The sequence below is a fragment of the Actinokineospora sp. HUAS TT18 genome, assembly GCF_051364635.1.
Lineage (GTDB): Bacteria > Actinomycetota > Actinomycetes > Mycobacteriales > Pseudonocardiaceae > Actinokineospora.
The window spans coordinates 2,974,785-2,992,218 of sequence record NZ_CP195645.1 but is presented as its reverse complement, the minus strand read 5'-3'; the positions used below and the strand labels follow the sequence as shown (position 1 = coordinate 2,992,218).

General features: G+C 70.8%; 15 protein-coding genes. 8 read left to right on the top strand and 7 right to left on the bottom strand.

Going from position 1 to position 17,434, the window contains the following annotated elements:
- Window positions 1-16: 16 nt before the first annotated feature.
- On the bottom strand, window positions 17-2,233 hold the full coding sequence (locus ACSHT8_RS13325) for a VWA domain-containing protein (protein ID WP_436501076.1): 2,217 nt from the start codon (window positions 2,231-2,233) through the stop codon (window positions 17-19).
- A 312-nt stretch (window positions 2,234-2,545) separates the two neighbouring features.
- Here ACSHT8_RS13325 and ACSHT8_RS13320 point away from each other — a divergent pair, with 312 nt between their 5' ends.
- Together ACSHT8_RS13320 and ACSHT8_RS13315 are read left to right on the top strand one after the other, a co-directional pair.
- Complete coding sequence (locus ACSHT8_RS13320; protein ID WP_436501074.1) at window positions 2,546-3,487, top strand: EamA family transporter; 942 nt, start codon at window positions 2,546-2,548, stop codon at window positions 3,485-3,487.
- Window positions 3,484-4,692 (top strand): winged helix-turn-helix domain-containing protein, encoded by a 1,209-nt coding sequence (locus ACSHT8_RS13315; protein WP_436501072.1) that lies wholly within the window; start codon window positions 3,484-3,486, stop codon window positions 4,690-4,692. Before ACSHT8_RS13320 ends, ACSHT8_RS13315 begins: the two co-directional genes overlap by 4 nt.
- 3 nt (window positions 4,693-4,695) lie before the next feature.
- On the opposite strand, the gene ACSHT8_RS13310 is transcribed toward ACSHT8_RS13315, so the two are convergent.
- Both ACSHT8_RS13310 and ACSHT8_RS13305 read right to left on the bottom strand, forming a co-directional pair.
- Window positions 4,696-4,983 carry a hypothetical protein gene (locus ACSHT8_RS13310; RefSeq protein ID WP_436501070.1) on the bottom strand — a complete coding sequence of 96 codons (288 nt, stop codon included), beginning with the start codon at window positions 4,981-4,983 and terminating at the stop codon, window positions 4,696-4,698.
- A gap of 64 nt (window positions 4,984-5,047) precedes the next feature.
- The gene (locus ACSHT8_RS13305) at window positions 5,048-5,599 is read right to left on the bottom strand and encodes a carboxymuconolactone decarboxylase family protein (RefSeq protein WP_436501068.1); all 552 of its coding nucleotides are present in this window, start codon (window positions 5,597-5,599) and stop codon (window positions 5,048-5,050) included.
- 127 nt (window positions 5,600-5,726) lie between these two features.
- Between ACSHT8_RS13305 and ACSHT8_RS13300 the strand changes: the two genes are divergently transcribed.
- Together ACSHT8_RS13300 and ACSHT8_RS13295 are read left to right on the top strand one after the other, a co-directional pair.
- Window positions 5,727-8,027, top strand: a complete 2,301-nt coding sequence (locus tag ACSHT8_RS13300) for a helix-turn-helix transcriptional regulator (protein WP_436501066.1) — start codon at window positions 5,727-5,729, stop codon at window positions 8,025-8,027.
- An 11-nt stretch (window positions 8,028-8,038) separates the two neighbouring features.
- Window positions 8,039-10,318: an ATP-binding protein gene (locus tag ACSHT8_RS13295; RefSeq protein ID WP_436501064.1), complete on the top strand. Its 2,280-nt coding sequence runs from the start codon at window positions 8,039-8,041 to the stop codon at window positions 10,316-10,318.
- Window positions 10,319-10,321: 3 nt separating this feature from the next.
- On the opposite strand, the gene ACSHT8_RS13290 is transcribed toward ACSHT8_RS13295, so the two are convergent.
- The 4 genes from ACSHT8_RS13290 to ACSHT8_RS13275 all read right to left on the bottom strand — a co-directional run bounded on the left by ACSHT8_RS13290 (window position 10,322) and on the right by ACSHT8_RS13275 (window position 14,007).
- Complete coding sequence (locus ACSHT8_RS13290; protein WP_436501062.1) at window positions 10,322-11,581, bottom strand: PucR family transcriptional regulator; 1,260 nt, start codon at window positions 11,579-11,581, stop codon at window positions 10,322-10,324.
- A gap of 115 nt (window positions 11,582-11,696) precedes the next feature.
- Window positions 11,697-12,608, bottom strand: coding sequence for a tetratricopeptide repeat protein (locus ACSHT8_RS13285; protein ID WP_436501060.1), 912 nt, complete (start codon window positions 12,606-12,608; stop codon window positions 11,697-11,699).
- Between the two features lie 89 nt (window positions 12,609-12,697).
- The gene (locus ACSHT8_RS13280; protein ID WP_436501058.1) at window positions 12,698-13,516 is read right to left on the bottom strand and encodes a DUF4097 family beta strand repeat-containing protein; all 819 of its coding nucleotides are present in this window, start codon (window positions 13,514-13,516) and stop codon (window positions 12,698-12,700) included.
- A complete protein-coding gene (locus ACSHT8_RS13275; protein WP_436501057.1) occupies window positions 13,513-14,007 on the bottom strand; it encodes a toxin-antitoxin system HicB family antitoxin in 495 nt (164 codons plus the stop codon). Before ACSHT8_RS13275 ends, ACSHT8_RS13280 begins: the two co-directional genes overlap by 4 nt.
- A 98-nt stretch (window positions 14,008-14,105) precedes the next feature.
- On the opposite strand from ACSHT8_RS13275, the gene thyX reads away from it, so the two are divergent.
- From thyX to ACSHT8_RS13255, 4 genes are read left to right on the top strand one after another with little or no spacing between them, the layout of a single operon-like run.
- The gene (gene thyX / locus ACSHT8_RS13270; protein ID WP_436501055.1) at window positions 14,106-14,858 is read left to right on the top strand and encodes an FAD-dependent thymidylate synthase; all 753 of its coding nucleotides are present in this window, start codon (window positions 14,106-14,108) and stop codon (window positions 14,856-14,858) included.
- Window positions 14,859-14,863: 5 nt separating this feature from the next.
- The gene (locus ACSHT8_RS13265) at window positions 14,864-15,250 is read left to right on the top strand and encodes an ACT domain-containing protein (protein ID WP_436501053.1); all 387 of its coding nucleotides are present in this window, start codon (window positions 14,864-14,866) and stop codon (window positions 15,248-15,250) included.
- Window positions 15,251-15,304: 54 nt separating this feature from the next.
- The gene (locus ACSHT8_RS13260; protein WP_436501051.1) at window positions 15,305-16,777 is read left to right on the top strand and encodes a serine/threonine-protein kinase; all 1,473 of its coding nucleotides are present in this window, start codon (window positions 15,305-15,307) and stop codon (window positions 16,775-16,777) included.
- Between the two features lie 25 nt (window positions 16,778-16,802).
- Window positions 16,803-17,429 (top strand): TIGR03085 family metal-binding protein, encoded by a 627-nt coding sequence (locus tag ACSHT8_RS13255; RefSeq protein ID WP_436501049.1) that lies wholly within the window; start codon window positions 16,803-16,805, stop codon window positions 17,427-17,429.
- Window positions 17,430-17,434 lie beyond the last annotated feature (5 nt).

Below are 17,434 nucleotides of genomic sequence, written 5' to 3'. Positions count from 1 at the left end.
TCCTGGTGGTGCGCGGTCAGAGGAGGTCGTCGGCGTAGGGCTGGGTCGTGTCCGCGTCCGCGGTGGCGCGCTCGTCGCGGACCTCCAGTTCGGCGGTCGCGCCGACGGCGGAGCGCTCGCCGGGCCGCAGCACGTGCCGCCCACCGGTCGGGGTCCGCAGCGTCACCACGCCCGCCAGCCGGGTCAGGGTGTGCGCGTCCGGGTCGCCCGCGGTGTGCACGTGGTCGAGGTAGGCCGACGCGGAGCCCTCGTGCCGCACGGCGAACTGGAACGACGACGCCTGGACCTCGGGCACCGCGATGTCGCCCGCGGGCTTGCCGTTGACGTAGAGGTAGACCGCCAGGCCGCGCACGTCGCGCGCGGCCCGCCGCGCCCGCCGCCACAGCAGCACCGCGGTCAGCGCGACCAGCAGCAGCGGCAGTCCGATGTAGAGCCACCACGGAGTGGGCGGCGGCGGTGTGGCGACGGTGACGATCAGGGGGAAGCTCGCCAGCGTCGCGCCCGACTCGTCGACCAGGTTCACCACCAGGGAGTTCGCCCCGAGAGCGGTGTTCGCGGCGAAGGCCACGCGGAACGGGTACTCGGTGTTGCCGGTGGCGGGGACGTCGAACACGGTGTCCTCGCCCGGCACGCTGGCGGTGGTGCCGGGGGAGAGCTCGTCGAGCTGCACGTGCACCTTGGTCGCGGTCCCGGTCAGGTTGTTGACCACGACCGACCCCTCGATCGACTCGCCGGGGGCGACGGTGGCCCCGGCGGGCACCCGGATCTGCGCGGCGAGCCCCGCGCGCCCGCTGGACAGCACCGCGTTGACCGTGCGGGTGTCGCCGGTGATCCCGATGCCGCTCACCGTGCCGTCGAACCGCACCTGCTTGGCGTCGGTGTCGGGGATGGTCACCGTCCCGGTGTAGATCCCGTCGCCCGCCTGCTGGTCGCCGTTGTTCCCGTCGTCGGTCGTGGCGACGCCGACCTTCTCGTCCATGGTCACCCGGAAGTCCAATGTGGACAGCACGCGGGGGTCCTTGATGGACCGGGTGCGGGTGTGCAGGGTCAACAGGACCTGGACCTGCTGGCCCTTCTGCGGCGACGGCGGGTTCACCGTCAGCGTCGCGCGGACCGCGCCCTGCCAGATCACCACCGCGCTCACGTCGAGCACGGGCAGGTCGGCGGGCGAGGACAGGGTGACCTTCCAGTCGCCCGGGTTCGGGTTGATGATGCGCAGCGCCTCGACCGGGCCGTTGGCGCCGCTGCCCTGGAAGGTCGAGCCGAAGTCGGTGCCGTTCTTGGGCACGGCCCTGCCCTGCGGGTCGCTGAACTCGACGGTCACCTTGGGGTCGCTCTTGACCACCACGATCGAGCCGTCGGTGGCGATCTCCGGGATCCGCACCGTCACCGACTCCGTGCCGCCGGGGCTGAGCCGGGTCCGCTGGATGTCGCCGGTGCCCGCGCACCGCGCGGAGCTGAACGCCCGCAGCAGCACGTCGGCGACCGTCGAGGAGTCGTTGACCACGGTGGCCGACGGCTTGGGCGCGCTCGGCCCGCACGAGCCCTGCGCGCCCGAGGCGGCGAAGTGGTCGAGCTGGTCCTTGTCGACCTTGCCGAAGCCGAGCGGCCAGACCTGCACGCCCTTGCGCCGCGCGTCGGCCAGGGTCGACTCGATGCCCTGCCGCGCCGCGGCGTTGCGCTGGTCACCGGCGTTGTCCGGGCCGTAGCGGGGGCTGTCGCTGACGTCGAGCACACCGTCGGTGAGCAGGAAAATCATCTTCGGAGTGTCGCCGGTGGACAAATACGTCATCGCCTGTTGGAGCGCGGCGTAATGGTCTGTTCCGTTGCCTTCATTGTCGCCGCGTTTGCGCACTTTGCGCACACAATCGGCGAGTGTCTGCTGGTCCTGCGCGGTGCCGACGTTGACCGGCGGACAGACGACGTCGACTGGTGACTGTCCGCCGTTGTCACTGGCGAACCCGACGACGGTGACGGTCGACCCGGGGGCGTACTCGCCCAGCGCGATGGTGCTCGCCGCGTCCCGCTCCCGGCGCAGGTCGTCCTCGTTGATGGACCCCGACTCGTCGACCAGCACGACCATGGAGATGGGCTTGACCTGCGGCTGCGGGTCCTGCGCGGCCGCGGGCGGGGTGAGGACGCCCAAGATCAGCGCGACGGCGATGGGGACGGTGCGGCCGCGTCGTCGTCTGGGCGCGGCCGACGGGGCCTGGTCTGGGCGGGGGACTGTCACTTGGCAACTCCGTGCACTCGCGGTCGGCGAATAGGCACGCTCCGTCGCCGCGCCTGGATCATCTGTCGACACCAAAGATCCACCCGTTACGTATTGCCTTTTCGCCGTTGTTCACCCGTGATGCCCGCCCGGGCGTTTCGCGGGTTTGCGACAAATAGCTGGGCCGTTCGGGTGGTGTACTCGGGGAAACAATTCGGCGGTTTGAATTGAATTGGGATTCACGTTCGCCGGGGGGCTGGGGGCGGTCGGCGGCCGAACGCCACGTCCGATAACCGGCATACAAATGTCGGTGGTTCGTGTAAGGCTGGGGCCATGTCGTCCAAGACCTGGTTCGCGTGGGCCGCGCTCGGCGTCGTGTACGTCGTGTGGGGCTCGACCTATCTGGCCATCCGGTTCGTCGTGGAGTCGATGCCCGCGCTGCTCTCCGGGGGCGCCCGGTTCCTGGTGGCAGGGGCGGTGCTCGCGGTCCTCGTCGCGGTGATCGCCGGGCCGAGGGCGCTGCGGATGACCAAGGCGCAGTTCTGGTCGGCGGTGCTGATCGGGTTCCTGCTGCCCGCGTGGGGCAACGGGCTGGTGGTGCTGGCGGAGAAGCACGTGTCGTCCGGGATCGCGGCGCTGCTGGTGGCCTCGGTGCCGCTGTATGTCGTGGTGCTGCGGCGGGTGCTGGGGGAGCGGCCGTCGCGGCGGACGGTCGTCGGGGTGGTCATCGGGCTGGCGGGGCTGGTGATCCTGCTGCTCGGCGGGCCGGGCGAGGGCGCCCACGGCTCGTCCTGGTACGGGCCGTGGCTGGTGGTCCTCGCCGCGTTCGGGTGGTCGGTCGGGACAGTGCTGAGCACGCGGCTTCCGCTGCCCGCCAACCCGTTCGCGCTGTCGGCCGTCGAGATGCTCGCGGGCGGCGCGGCGCTGGCGGTCGCCGGGGTGGCGATGGGCGAGCGGATCGACTTCGACTCGATCACCGCCGGGTCGTGGGCCGGGTGGATCTACCTGGTCGTGGCCGGGTCGCTGCTGGCGTTCAGCTCCTATGTGTACGTGCTGGGCAAGCTGCCGGTGTCGACGGTCGCGACGTACGCCTACGTCAACCCGGTCATCGCCGTCCTGTTGGGAATCCTGTTCGCGGGCGAGCACTTCGGGCTGATCCAGTTCGCGGGCGGCGCGGTCGTCGTGGTGGCCGTGATCCTGGTCGTGCGGGCCGAACGCGCGAAAGTGTCGGTGGGTGCCGGCAAGATCCCGGAACCGTGCGAGGTAATCCGATGATCACCGCTGCCGCCGCCCGCCGAACCGCCCTGGCCGCCCAGGGCTTCGCCGACGCGCGGCCCAGCGGCCCGCCCAGCAGGCGCCACCTGGCGAAGGTGCTTTCCCGGGTGCAACTGCTCCAGCTCGACTCGGTGAACGTCGCCGTCCGGGCCCACTACATGCCGGTCTTCTCCCGCCTCGGCGCCTACGACCCGGCGCTGGTCGACGAAGCGGCGTGGAGCCACAGCGCCCGCAAGCCGCGAATGCTCGTCGAGTACTGGGCCCACGAGGCCAGCCTGATCCCGGTCGCCGACTGGCCGCTGCTGCAGTGGCGCATGCGGCGCTACGAACACCGCTACATCAACCACCTGCGCCGCCTCACCGCCGATTCCCCCGGCCTGATCGACGACGTGCTGGCCGCGGTCAAGGAACTCGGCCCGGTCGGCGCGGGCGCCCTGGAGACCGCCCTCGGCGGCGGTGCCCCCCGCGCCAAGGGCGGCTGGTGGAACCGCTCGGACGTGAAACACGCGTGCGAGTGGCTCTTCGCGGTGGGCGGGCTGACAACCGGCACCCGCCGCGGCTTCCAACGCCTGTACGACCTGCCCGAACGCGTCATCCCCGCCGCCGTCCGCAACACGGTCGTCGACGACGACGAGGCTGCCCGCCAGCTGACGGCGCGCGCGGCCGTCGCGCATGGGATCGGCACGGAGAAGGACCTGCGCGACTACTACCGGCTGGAACCGCGAAGGTCCCAGCAGGCCGTCGCGGAACTGGTCGAAGAGGGCCTGCTGGAGGCGGTGACGGTCGAGGGCTGGCGCAACCCGGCGTACCGACACGTCGACGCGCGCACGCCCCGCCGCGTCACGGGCCGGGCGCTGCTGTGCCCGTTCGACCCGCTGATCTGGGAGCGCGAACGCACCGAGCGGATCTTCGACTTCCGCTACCGCATCGAGATCTACGTGCCTGAGCCGCAGCGGATCTACGGGTACTACGTCTTCCCGTTCCTGTTGGACGGGGAACTGGTGGGCCGGGTCGACCTGAAGTCCGACCGCGCGGCAGGCGTGCTGCGCGTCCAGGGGGCGTTCGCGGAACCAGGTGTCGACACAGCTCGGGTGACGGCCGAGCTGGCGGCGGAACTGCGAACGATGGCCGACTGGCTGGAACTGGACGAGGTCCGGGTGGGAGAGCGAGGTGACCTGGCGAACGCGCTGGCCACGGCGATCTGACCCTTAGCTGCTGGGATTCCTCAGATCGATCATCCAGGGGAATTCGTGCGGGGTGGCCGGTGCCCCTCCGACGATCTTCGTTGTCGGGGCAGGTCCCGCGGTGTAGGCGGCGACCGGCGTGCCGGACGTGTCGGTGACGGTGATCGTCGCAGGGATGGCGTCGCCGCCGGACACGATGATCACCGGCTGCCCGTCGCGGTAATGAATCGACAGCATGCCGGCACCGTCAGCCGGTGCTGGTTCGATGACGGTCAGCCCAGGTTCCTCGGCCACCGATTCCTGCTCGGACATACAGCTGCTCCGTCACGTTGTGGATCACGGTCACCGCCATTCAACCGCGTGCGCATCCGGTGGGTCAGCTGGTGGCGGCGCCGTAGCCGTGGTGGATCACGCGCTGGGCGGCTTCCTCGTAGCGTTCCGGGGAGTCCGGGGCCAGGGTGCCGAGGCCGTCCACGTACCGGTTGAACATGCAGAACGCCGCCGCGATCAGCACCGTGTCGTGGATTTCGACGTCCGTGGCGCCCTCCGAGCGGGCCGCCTCCACCAGCGAAGGTGTGACCTTGCGCCCGCTCTCCTGGACCGCGCCCGCGATCCGCAGGAGGGCGCGCAGCTTCTCCGGGATGGCGGCCGCGTCGAGGTTCGTCCGCACCTGGTCCACCAGCGGCATGCCCTCATCGAGCTGCGCCGCCGCGAACGCCGAGTGCGACGTGCAGCAGAACTTGCACTCGTTCAGCCCCGAGACGTAGGCGGCGATAAGCTCGCGTTCGCCAGCGCTCAGCGAATGCGGTTGCCGCAACAAGATTTCGGCCAGCTCGTTGAGTGGTTTGGCGGTTTCGGGGCGGAAGCGCATGGGGCCGGTGATCCCGGGGAACTGCGTCTCGTCCACGCCCAGGTCGATGTGTGCCACGACGGAGCCTCCCCAGTGGTTGATCAAGCCGTGTCGACCTTGCCAGACCCCACCGGGGCGTGGAAATACTCTGAATGAGCAGAAATCTGTCAGACTGTCGCACCGAGCCCGAGGTGGTGATGTCAGGGTGCCGAGCGCTGCTGCCGAGCGTTCCCCCGTTTCGCGCCTGCCCGTAGAGGTGACCACCTACGTCGGGCGCACGACCGAGATCCTCGAGGTCAAACGGCTGCTCGGGGTGGCTCCGCTGGTGACGCTGACCGGCCCGGGCGGGGTCGGCAAGACGCGGCTGGCGCTGAGGGTGGCCACCGCCGAGCGGGCCGCGTTCGCCGACGACGTGGTGTTCGTGAGTCTCGCGGAGCTGCGTGAGCCGAAGCTGCTCATCAACACCGTCGCCGACCGGCTGGGCCTGGGTGACCGGTCGACGCGGTCGGTCACCGACGTGGTCGTCGACCACCTCCGGTCGCGTCGGCTGCTGCTCGTCCTCGACAACTGCGAGCACCTGGTGGAGGCGTGCGCGCGGTTCATCGAGACCGTGCTGACCTCCTGCCCTGAGGTCGTCGTCCTCGCCACGAGCCGCCAGTCGCTGGGGGTGCCCGGGGAGCACGTGCTGCCGGTGCCGCCGCTGGCGATCCCGGAGCCGGGCGAGTCGTCCGACGCGCTGCAGCGGTACGACTCGGTGCGCATGTTCCTCGACCGCGCGACCGCCGTCGTCCCCTCCTTCACCATCACCGACGAGCACGTCGACGACGTGATCCGGCTGTGCCGCGCCCTCGACGGCCTGCCGCTGGCCATCGAGCTGGCCGCGGTCCGGCTGCGGTCGCTGTCGCCGCGGCAGCTCGCCGACCGGCTCAACAAGCGGTTCACCCTGCTCACCCAGGCCACCCGGTCGGCGCCCAGCAGGCACGAGACGCTGCAGGCGCTCATCGACTGGAGCCACCAGCTGTGCACCGACCAGGAGCGCACCCTGTGGGCGCGCGCGTCGGTGTTCTCCGGCAGCTTCGACCTGGAGGCCGCCGAAGCCGTGTGCTGCGGCGCCGACCTGCCGCGCGACGAGCTGATCGACGTGCTCGACGGCCTGATCGACAAGTCGATCCTGCTGCGCGAGGAGAACCAGGGCCACGTCCGCTACCGGATGCTGGAGACGGTCCGCCAGTACGCCGAGGACCGCCTGCGCGCCGAGGGCGACCACGACCGGATGCGCAGGCGGCTGCGCGACTGGTGCCTGGAGCTGACCACCGGGTTCGCCGAGAACTACGTCGGCCCCGACCAGCTCGACTGGGTGCTGCGGATCAACCGCGAGCACGCGAACCTGCGCCAGGCGCTCGACTTCTGCCTGAGCGGCCCAGCCGAGGCGGGGATCGGCCTGCGCATGGTCACCGAGGTCACCGAGTTCTGGGTCATGCGCGGGCTGATGACCGAGGGCCGGATCTGGTACTCGACGCTCACCGATCTCATCTCCGAGGACGATCCCGTTCGCCCGGCCGCGGCCTGGCGGGCGGCGTTCCTCGCCCTGGTCCAGGGCGACCTGCCCGCCTACGAGTCGCTGATGGCGGAGGCGGGCGAGGTCGCCGAGCGGTTCGACGACGACAACTCCCGCGCCTACATCCGCCATGTCCGGGCGTACGCGGCGCTGATGGGCAACGAGGGCGCGAAGTCGGCCGAGCTGTTCCGGTCGGCGGCCGAGACGTTCAAGGAGCAGGGCGACCTCAGCGGCGAGCTGTGGTCGACCTACAACTCCGGCCTCGCGCTGGCACTCACCGGCGACCTCGACGGCGGCCGCGCGGTCCTGCGCGAGAGCATCGACCGCTACGCCGCGCTCGGGGAGAAGTCGTGGCGGTCGTGGGCGCTGTGGTCGCTGTGCGCGGCCGAGTACCTGCACGGTCGGTACGAGGCCGCGGAGGAGGCCGGGCTGGAGGTACTGCGGCTGCAGCGCCAGGTCCGCCACCAGGCAGTCATGGCCTTCGCCCTGCACGTCCTGGCCGGGTGCTCGACCCATCTCGGCGAGTACCAGCGCGCGGCCCGGCTGCTGGGTGGGGCGATGACGCTGTGGCAGCTCGTCGGCGCGTCCCCGGGCAGCTACGCGGCCTTCCACGAGCCGATGCAGCGCGACATCATGCTGGTCACCAGCGAACTGGGCACCGAGCGGGCGGCCGCGGAGTTCATGGCGGGCACGACGATGTCCACCGACGAGTCCGTCGCCTACGCGCTGCGCGAAGGCGCGAAGGACCAGGCGAACCCGCAGGTCGTGCCGCTGACCAAGCGCGAGATGGAGGTCGCCCTGCTGGTCGCGAAGGGGATGACCAACCGGGAGATCGCCAAGGAGCTGGTGATCTCGCTGCGGACGGCCGAGACGCACATCGACCACATCCGCACCAAACTGGGTTCGAGCAACCGCGCGCAGATCGCCGCGTGGGTCGTCGCCCAGTAGAGGTGGTGGGTTTGTCCGGCACGCGTTCATTCGGGTTGCCCGTCGAGTTCACCAGCTACGTCGGGCGCGGCACGGAGATCCGCGAGGTCACGCGCCTGCTCGGGGTGGCGCCGCTGGTGACGCTGACCGGCGCGGGCGGGGTCGGCAAGACCCGGCTCGCCGCGCAGGTCGCGTCGACGGCGACGGGTCTCGGCGACGTCGTCTACGTCGGGCTGGCGGAGCTGCGCGAGCCGAACCTGCTGGTCAACACCATCGGCGACCGGCTCGGCCTGGGTGACCAGTCGACCCGCTCGCCCATCGACCTGGTCGTCGACCACCTGCGCACGCGGCGGCTGCTGCTGGTCCTGGACAACTGCGAGCACCTCGTCGAGGCGTGCGCGCGGTTCGTCAGCGCGGTCCTCACCTCGTGCCCGGAGGTCGTGGTGCTGGCGACGAGCCGCCAGTCGCTGGGGGTGGCGGGCGAGCAGATCATGCCGGTGCCGCCGCTGGCGGTTCCGGAGCCGGGGGAGTCGCCCGCCGCGCTCGACGCCTACGACGCGGTGCGGCTGTTCCGCGACCGCGCGGTCGCCGTCGTGCCGTCGTTCACCATCACCGAGGACAACGTCGACGACGTGATCCGGCTCTGCCGCGCGCTCGACGGGCTGCCGCTGGCCATCGAGCTGGCGGCGGTGCGGCTGCGGTCGCTGTCGGCCGGCCAATTGGCCGACCGGCTCAACAAGCGGTTCACGCTGCTGACCCGCACGACCCGGTCGGCGCCCAGCAGGCACGAGACGCTGTCGGCGCTGATCGACTGGAGCCACCAGCTGTGCACCGCGCAGGAGCGGCTGCTGTGGGCGCGGGCGTCGGTGTTCTCCGGCAGCTTCCACCTCGACGCCGCCGAGTCCGTCTGCTGCGGCGACGGCCTGGCCCCCGACGCGCTGCTCGACGTGCTCGACGGCCTGATCGACAAGTCGATCCTGCTGCGCGTCGAGCATCCCGGCCAGGTCCGGTACCGGATGCTGGAGACGATCCGCCAGTACGGCGAGGACCAGCTGCGCGAGACCGGCGACCTCGACCGGCTGCGCCGCAGGCACCGCGACTGGTGCCTGGAGCTGACCAGCGGGTTCGCCGCCGACTGGTTCGGGCCCGCGCAGCTCGACTGGATGGACCGGGTCGACCGCGACCACGCCAACCTGCGCCAGGCGCTCGACTTCTGCGCGCGCGGGCCCGAGGACGCCGTGGTCGGCCTGCACATGGCCACCGACGTCAAGGAGTTCTGGCTGATGCGCGGCCTGCTCACCGAGGGCCGCATGTGGTGCCGCAAGCTGTCGGAGGTCGCGTCGGGCGATTCGTCGCCGCGCGCCGTCGCGGGCTGGGTCGACGCCTTCCTGGGTCTCATCCAGGGCGACAAGGCGGCGTCGGACGAGTCCCTCGCGGTGGCCGAGGCCATCGCCGAGCGCATCGGCGACGCGAGCGTGGGTGCCTATGTGGTGCACATGCGCGCCTATGCCGCGCTGATGGCCGGGATCGGGGAGGTCGCGGCCGACCTGTTCGGCGAGTCGGCCGCCCGGTTCCACCAGCAGGGCGACCTCTGCGGCGAGCTGTGGGCGACCTGCAACTACGGCCTCGCCGTCGCGCTCAAGGGCGACCTCGACCACGGCCGCCTCGTCATGCGCGACTGCGTCGACCGGTATGTCGCGCTGGGCGAGGTGTCGTGGCGGTGCTGGGCACTGTGGTCGCTGTGCGCCGCCGAATACCTCGCGGGCGACATCCAGCTGTCGATCGCCGCGGGCCGCGAAGTCCTTCGCCTGCAACAACTCACCGGCGACCGCGCCATGATGGCCTTCGCCATGACCGTCCTCGCGGGCTGCGCCACCCAGCAGTCCGACTACCGCCGCGCCGCCCGCCTCCTCGGCGCCGCCAGCCAGGTCTGGCGCTCCCTCGGCGCCTCCCCGGACAACTACGCCGCCTTCGTCGAACCCATGCGGCGCGACATCGTCACCGTCACCACGGCGCTCGGCGAGACCACGGCCGCCGCCGAGTTCACCGCGGGCGCGGCCCTGGCGACCGATGTCGCGGTCGCCTACGCGCGCGGCGAGGAACCCCTTACGCCCGAACCGGTCGACGGACTTCCGTTGACCCGCAGGGAGATGGAAGTCGCGCAACTGGTCGCGCAGGGCATGACCAACCGCGAAATCGCCTCGCGACTGGTCATCTCCCTGCGCACCGCCGAGACCCACATCGACCACATCCGAACGAAACTGGGCTTCAACAACCGTGCCCAGATCGCCGCCTGGGTCGCCGCGCTCTGACCGTCAGCAGGCCTCGGCCGTGATCTCTTCCTGGATCGAAGCCTTGGTGCGCAACAGTTCCGCGCGCACCGCCAGTTCCAGTTCGAACCGCGCGTGCGGGTCGTTGAGCTGGTCGGCGAACAGGTCCTCCAGCTGGTGCATGCGGTAGCGGACGGTCTGCGGGTGCACGCCGAGCGACTCGGCGACCTCGGCCGCGCGTCCTCGCATGGCCAGCCACTCGTGGAGGGTGGCGAGCATGCGTTCGCGTTGGCGCGGGGTCAGGTCGGCCAGCGGGGCCAGGCGCTTGGTGACGAGCTGGTCGATCAGGAAGTCGTCGGAGAACAGCGCCAGGGCCAAGCCGTTCTCGGCGCAGCTGATGACCGGGCCGCCGGTGATCAGGCCGCGCTCGTGGAGGTCGATGGCCTTGCGGGCGATGCGCAGGGAGCCGCGGATCTCGGTGATGGGCACCGACGGGCCGACCGACACCGTCCACCCGGGGAACGACCGGGCCAGCGTCGCGCGGTCCACCTGGTCGGCGGCCAGCACCAGGCACGGGCGCGGGCCTTCCAGGTCGCACAGCACGTGCGTGCCCAGCGGCTTGGTCTGGCTCGGCGCCTCCGGGGCGCGCAGGGCGACCGCGACCACCGCGGTCGGCACCGTCCACCGGGCCGCGGCGGCCTCCTGGACCACGACCCGCTCGGGGGCGCGGTCGTCGAGCAGGACGCGCAGCAGGCGGGCGCGGCGGTCGGCCAGGGTGTCCGACGCGTTGTCGCGGGCGTTGCCGTAGCCCTCGGTGGACACCTCGCACAGGCGCTGGACCTGGCGCGCCACGGCGGCGGTCAGGATCGTCATGGCCTGGTCGGACACCTTGTGCGCCCGGCCGTAGGCCCGCATCCGCGTGCAGAGCGCGCGCTCACCGGCGGCGTAGGCGGCAGGGAGCGCGGTGACCGGGCAGCCCGCGGCGAAGGCGAGCGCGCCGACGCCGCGGAACATCTCCGTCCAGTCGTCGCCAGCCGAACCGGGGGCGAGCACCGCGTCGACGCCGCGCAGGATCACCGCCTGCACCGCCGAGGGCAGCAGCCCGCCCACCGGACCGGCGAACGTCGCGGCGAACTCGGGCACGGACCGTCGCACCTCGGCGACCACCTCACCGGCCACCCGCCCGGCCTGGGCGCGGAACCCCGCGACGGCCTCGCGTTGGACCGAGGGCGACCAGCGTTGCGCGGGCACGTCGCGGCGCACCACGTGGGCAGGGGTCTCGATTACCGATCCGTTCAGTCCCATGTGCGTCTCCAGCTTCGTCGGTGCCCGCCCACCGCAGACGATGCCGTTCGGCGCTACGTACGCACATCGGCAGAACTACGTACCTGTCCCCGATTCGCCAAAAGTGAGTAATCGACTACTTGAGCAGCAGCTTGATGAGCCGCCGCCACTCCGCCACGTCGCCGCCGCGCTCGCCGAGCAGCGCTGTCAGGTCGTCGAAGTCGCGGTGGACGCTGTCCTTGAGCACCGCCGCGGCCTGCTCGAAGGCCGTGATCTTGGCCGCGTCCGGGTTCGACGGGAGCAGGTGCTCGCGGTAGTAGTCGAAAAGTGACAGAACGACCGGATACCAGGCCGGACCTTTGCCGGGGTCCAGCGTGGCGCGGAACTCGACGTAGGCGGCGTCGTCCTGGCTGATCAGCAGGTATTCGAGGAGGTTGAGCCCGGCCACCAGGCCCGGCGCGCTCTTGACCGACGCCTGCAGGACTTCGCGGGCCTGGGCGTCGTCGCCCAGCTTGCGCAGCAGGAGTGCGTAGCGCTTGCTCGCCCAGGTGTAGGCGGCGTTGCGCGACAGGGTGTCGGCGTAGGCGGCGCACGCGTCGTCGGTGCGGCCCCACTTCTCCAGGAACCACGCGTAGTGCGAACGCGCCCACAGGTCGTCGGCCTCGGCCCCGGCCAGCGACGCCCGGTACCAGCGGTCGGCGTCGTCCATGCGCTCGTGGCGTTCGAGGATGTAGGCGTAGTAGCCCGCGCCCGCGGTCCGGTTGGGGTTGGTCGCGAAGGCGAGGTCCAGGTGCTTGAGGGCGGAGTCGTAGTCGTAGCACTTGCCGTGGCAGACCCCGATGCCGAAGTGGGCGTCGGCGGACTCGTCCTCGGTCAACAGATATTGGTAGAGCTCCATCGACACGTGGTAGATGTCGTGGTCGAGCAGGAAGTCGGCGGCGGCGAGAATCTCCTCGTGGGGGAAGTCCCGGAAGCGCGCCAGCACCTCCTCGAAATCCTTGTTCTCCGCGAGCCTGGTCAGCTCGCCAACCGTGGACGTGTGGGTCATCTTCGACTCCTGAGCCGGATCAAGGGCGCGGACCCCGCCACCCTGGTGGAGTCCGCATGAGCCCCGATCCGGTCTCAATCCAGAGCTGGCTAGACCGTGGCGAGCCCGATCACGGCGGTGCCCGACCCGGTGCGGCCGCGCACCTTCAGCGCGGGAGCCGCCGACGGCTGCTGGTGGGTCAGCGGCAGGTCGCTGCGCGCGGTGCCCGAGCCGGAGGACAGGTCGATCTCCGCCGTCGAGCCTGCCCGGACGCCGATCCGCAGGTCGCCGGAGCCGCTGGTCAGCTCGACCTGGCCGGACGCCGCCTCGGCGATCGTCACGTTGCCGGTGCCGGTGCGCACCATGACGTCGCCCGTCACCGAGCCCAGCCACACGTTCCCGCTGCCGGTGTGCACCGACGACGAGCCCGCGACCACGGCCGACTCGACGTCGCCGCCGCCGGAGCGGAGTTTCACCCCGGCCGCCGACCCGACCCGGATCGTGGCCGCCGCGGTCGCCTCGACGCGGCCCGCGTCGCCCGTCACCGTGATGGGGGCGCTGCCCGCGCGGGCCTCGACGTGCGAGCCGGTCGGCGCGGTGACGACGACCGCCAGCGGCACGCCGCGCAGCGGAAGGGCCTGGGGTGTGCGCACGACCAGCCGGGCCGCGCCGAACTCGACGCGGGTCTGCCGGACGGCCTCGGCGGGCACATCGGCCGGAGCCTGCTCGCCGAGCTGCCCGCTGACCCAGCTCATCAGGTTGGCCAGGCCGTCCACCAGCGGCGACGCGGTGTCGGGGGCGTGGCGGACCGTCACCGTGACGCCCGGTTCATCGGTCAGCCGGACGTCGAGCGAGCCGGACCCGACGGTCAGCGAGATCTCGACCGGGCCGTCGGCCTCGAACGTGCGGGTGCTGATCGGCTCGGTCATCCCTCGTACCAGCCCTGCACTCGAGAGCCGTCCTTCTTCTCCCAGCTCTTCTCCCACGCCTTGTCCCACTTGCCCTTGCCGTGCAGCGCGCCCTGGACGGCCTGCTGGACGAAGGTGTTCAGCGACACCCCCTGGGCGGACGCGGCCTGCTCGGCCTTGGCCTTGAGCTCCTCGAACAGGCGCAGGGTCATCCGGCTCATGTCGCCGCCGTCGAACGGCGGCGGCTTTGGTGTCTCGGTGGTGTCACTTGACGTCTGCGTGACGACGACACGCACGTCACGCCCGTCGAGGCGGAGTTCCACAACATGGTCCGGCAGCGCCGCTGTGACCTCGGCGGCGAGGTCGGACAGGGCGTTCATCATCGCGAGACGGGCCGCGGGCTCGATCGCGGCGCCCAGAACAGCGGCGGCGCGGCGCATCGACTCGTCTCCGGCGGAGGCGGTTGTGGCCAGGTCGTCGCGCAGCGTGGCGAGATACTGGTTCAGGTCCATGACACCACCATGACACCACTAGTGACACCGGTCAAGGAAAGCCCGGAACTCGACTACGCTTGCCGCCGAAGTCGCAAACGGAGTAGAGGACGGGCCACGTGACCGAGACGGTGTCGCCGAAGGTGCAGCTCATCGCCAAGACCGAGTTCTTCGCCCCGGCGGACGTCCCGTGGTCCACCGACGCCGACGGCGGCGAGGCCCTCGCGGAGTTCGCGGGCCGCGCCTGCTACCAGTCGTGGAAGAAGCCGAACCCGGCCACCGCGACCAACGCCGGGTACATCAACCACATCATCGAGGTCGGCCACCTGTCGGTGCTGGAGCACGGCAGCGTCAGCTTCTACATGACCGGCCTGTCGCGCTCGCTCACCCACGAGCTGATCCGCCACCGCCACTTCTCCTACTCGCAGCTCTCCCAGCGCTATGTGCCGGAGAAGTCGGCGGCGATGGTCGAGCCCGACGTCATCGCCGAGGACCCGGAGCTGCACGCCAAGTTCCTCGAAGCCGCCCAGGCCGCGCAGGACGCCTACAACGAGCTGCTCGCCGGCCTCGAGAAGAAGTTCGCCGACGTCAAGAGCGCGACCCTGCGCAAGAAGCAGGCCCGCCAGGCCGCCCGCGCGATCCTGCCCAACGCGACCGAGACCCGCATCGTCGTCACCGGCAACTACCGCGCCTGGCGCCACTTCATCGCCATGCGCGCCACCGAGCACGCCGACGTCGAGATCCGCGCGCTCGCCGTGGAGTGCCTGCGCCAGCTGCAGAAGGCCGCGGGAAACGTCTTCGCCGACTTCGTCATCTCCGCGCTGCCCGACGGCACCGAGGTCGCCTCCAGCCCGCTCGTCGCCGAAGGCTGAGCCGGGTGAAGCGGCTCGTCATCGACGTCATCGACGGCGCGTACACCGTCACCCGGCTCGACCCGGGAAGCAAGGTCCCCGCCGCACTGTTCGAGGTGGACGGTCTGGTTTCGGTGACCAGCACGCCGGGCGAGGTGTCGATCGTGTCGCCGTCATCGGCCGCGCCCATGGGCGGGCAGACCGAGGCGGGCTGGCGCCTGCTGACCGTGCGCGGGCCGCTGGAGTTCACCCTGACCGGCATCATGGCCTCGCTGGCGGGATCGCTGGCCGCGGCGGGGGTGTCGCTGTTCGCGGTGTCCACCTTCGACACCGACCACATCCTGGTCCACGAGTCCGATCTGGTCCGTGCCACGGCCGCCCTGAAAGAGGCGGGCCACGAGGTCAACGGATAACGCACATCGGGCTCCGAGCGACACACTAGGATCTCCCCGGCTGAGGAGGTAAGGGTGTCGCAGGAGCACGGGCCGACCGTGGCGCACGGCCCCCGCATGGTCGCGGGTCGCTACGCCATTCTCAACGAGCTCGGTCGTGGCGGGATGGGCATCGTCTGGCTCGCCGAGGACACCATGATCGGGCGGCACGTCGCGATCAAGGAGCTGCACCTGCCCGAGGGGGTGCCGCACAGCGAGCGCACGACCTTCGAGCAGCGCGTACTGCGCGAGGCCCGGACGGCGGGCCGCCTCAACGACCCGGCCGTGGTCACGGTGTACGACGTGGTGCAGGAGTCCGGCGCCACCTACATCGTCATGGAGCTCATCCAGGCGCCGACGCTGTCCGACGTGGTCAAGGAGCGCGGCCCGCTGCCGCCCGACCAGGTCGCCAAGCTCGCCGACCAGCTGCTGTCGGCCCTCGACGCCGCGCACCAGGCCGGGATCGTCCACCGCGACGTCAAGCCGAGCAACATCATGCTGGCCGCCAACGGCCGGGTGAAGCTGACGGACTTCGGCATCGCGCAGTCCCTCGACGACCCGCGGCTGACCAGCAGCGGCATCCTCATCGGCTCACCGTCCTACATGGCCCCCGAGCGCATCCGCGGCGAGGAGGCGGGCGCCCCGTCCGACTTGTGGGCGCTGGGCGCGGTGCTGTTCTACGCCATCGAGGGCTACTCGCCGTTCGAGCGCGCCACCACGGCCGCCACGATGCACTCGATCCTCAGCGAGGTCCCGTACCTGACCCGCGGCCAAGGCGCGCTGGCGTCGGTGGTCACCGGCCTGATGATCAACACCCCGCAGGCCAGGCTCACGTCCGGCCAGGCGCGCGGGCTGCTGTCGCACGTGCAGACCGGCCCGCCGACCGGCCCGACGATCATGAACGGCGGTACCGGGTACTTCCCGCACCACCAGCAGACACACGCGCTCGCCGCTGGGGTTGCCCCGAGCAAGAAGAGCGTCAACAAGTCGGTCGCGCTGACCCTGGCGATCGTGCTGGCCGTGCTGACGGCCGTCGGCGGCTACTTCCTGAGCAGCGCGATCAACAGCCCGTCGGCGTCGGACACCCAGCACACCGCCGCCCACATCTACACCTACGGCAGCGGCGGCGACATCGTCGACTTCGAGATCTCCAACGGCTACTGCAGCGAGGGGCAGCTCCAACCCGGCGCCAAGTACTCGTCCGGGGACGACTGCAAGAAACCGTTCTCGTTCCAGGTCTACGGGTACATGGACCCGGCCAGTTCCTCGTCGGAGATCGGCTACCGCCCCACCGAACTCAGGTCCATGGGCCAGGGCTACTGCGACTGGCTGTTCCACACTGAGCGGGTAAAGGACGATAAGAAGGCCGACTTGGTGTTCTCCGTGCTGATCCCATCCCAGGCCACCTGGGACGCGGAGTCCAACGGCGACCGGACGATCGTCTGCGTGCTCAGCGCCAAAACACAGGGCGCGAATCTGGATGAGCCGCAGATCACTGAGACCAACTGAACTTACTGCGAGTAAGTTGTAGGGCATGAGCCTCGCCAAGGACGAACGCGCACAACTCTGCGACCTGTTCGCCGAGGTCGGCCCCGACGCACCCACGCTGTGCGGCGACTGGAAGACCCGCGACCTGGCCGCCCATCTCGTCGTGCGTGAACGCCGCCCCGACGCCGCGGGCGGCATCCTGATCAAGCCCCTGGCGGGCTACCTGGACCGCGTGCAGGACTCCTACGCCGCCAAGCCGTGGCCGGAACTGGTCGACCTGGTCCGCTCGGGCCCGCCGCTGCTGTCGGTCTACAACCTGCCGGGCCTGGACGACCTGCTGAACACAACGGAGTACTACGTCCACCACGAGGACGTCCGCCGCGCGGTTCCCGGCTGGCAGCCCCGTCCCGCCGACAAGCGCCGGGACGCGGTGCTGTGGGCCGCGCTGGTGCGCGCGGGGAAGTTGATGTTCCGTAAGAGCCCGGTCGGCATCGTGCTGCGCACCCCCACGGGCAAGGACGTCACCGCGAAACGCGGCGCGAACACCGTCACAGTCACGGGCGCCCCCGGCGAACTGCTGCTGTACGCGTTCGGCAGGTCGGAGTCCATTGTGGACTTCGAGGGCGATCAGGCGGCCATCAGCCGGGTGCACGGCCTCGACCGCGGCCTCTGAGCAAC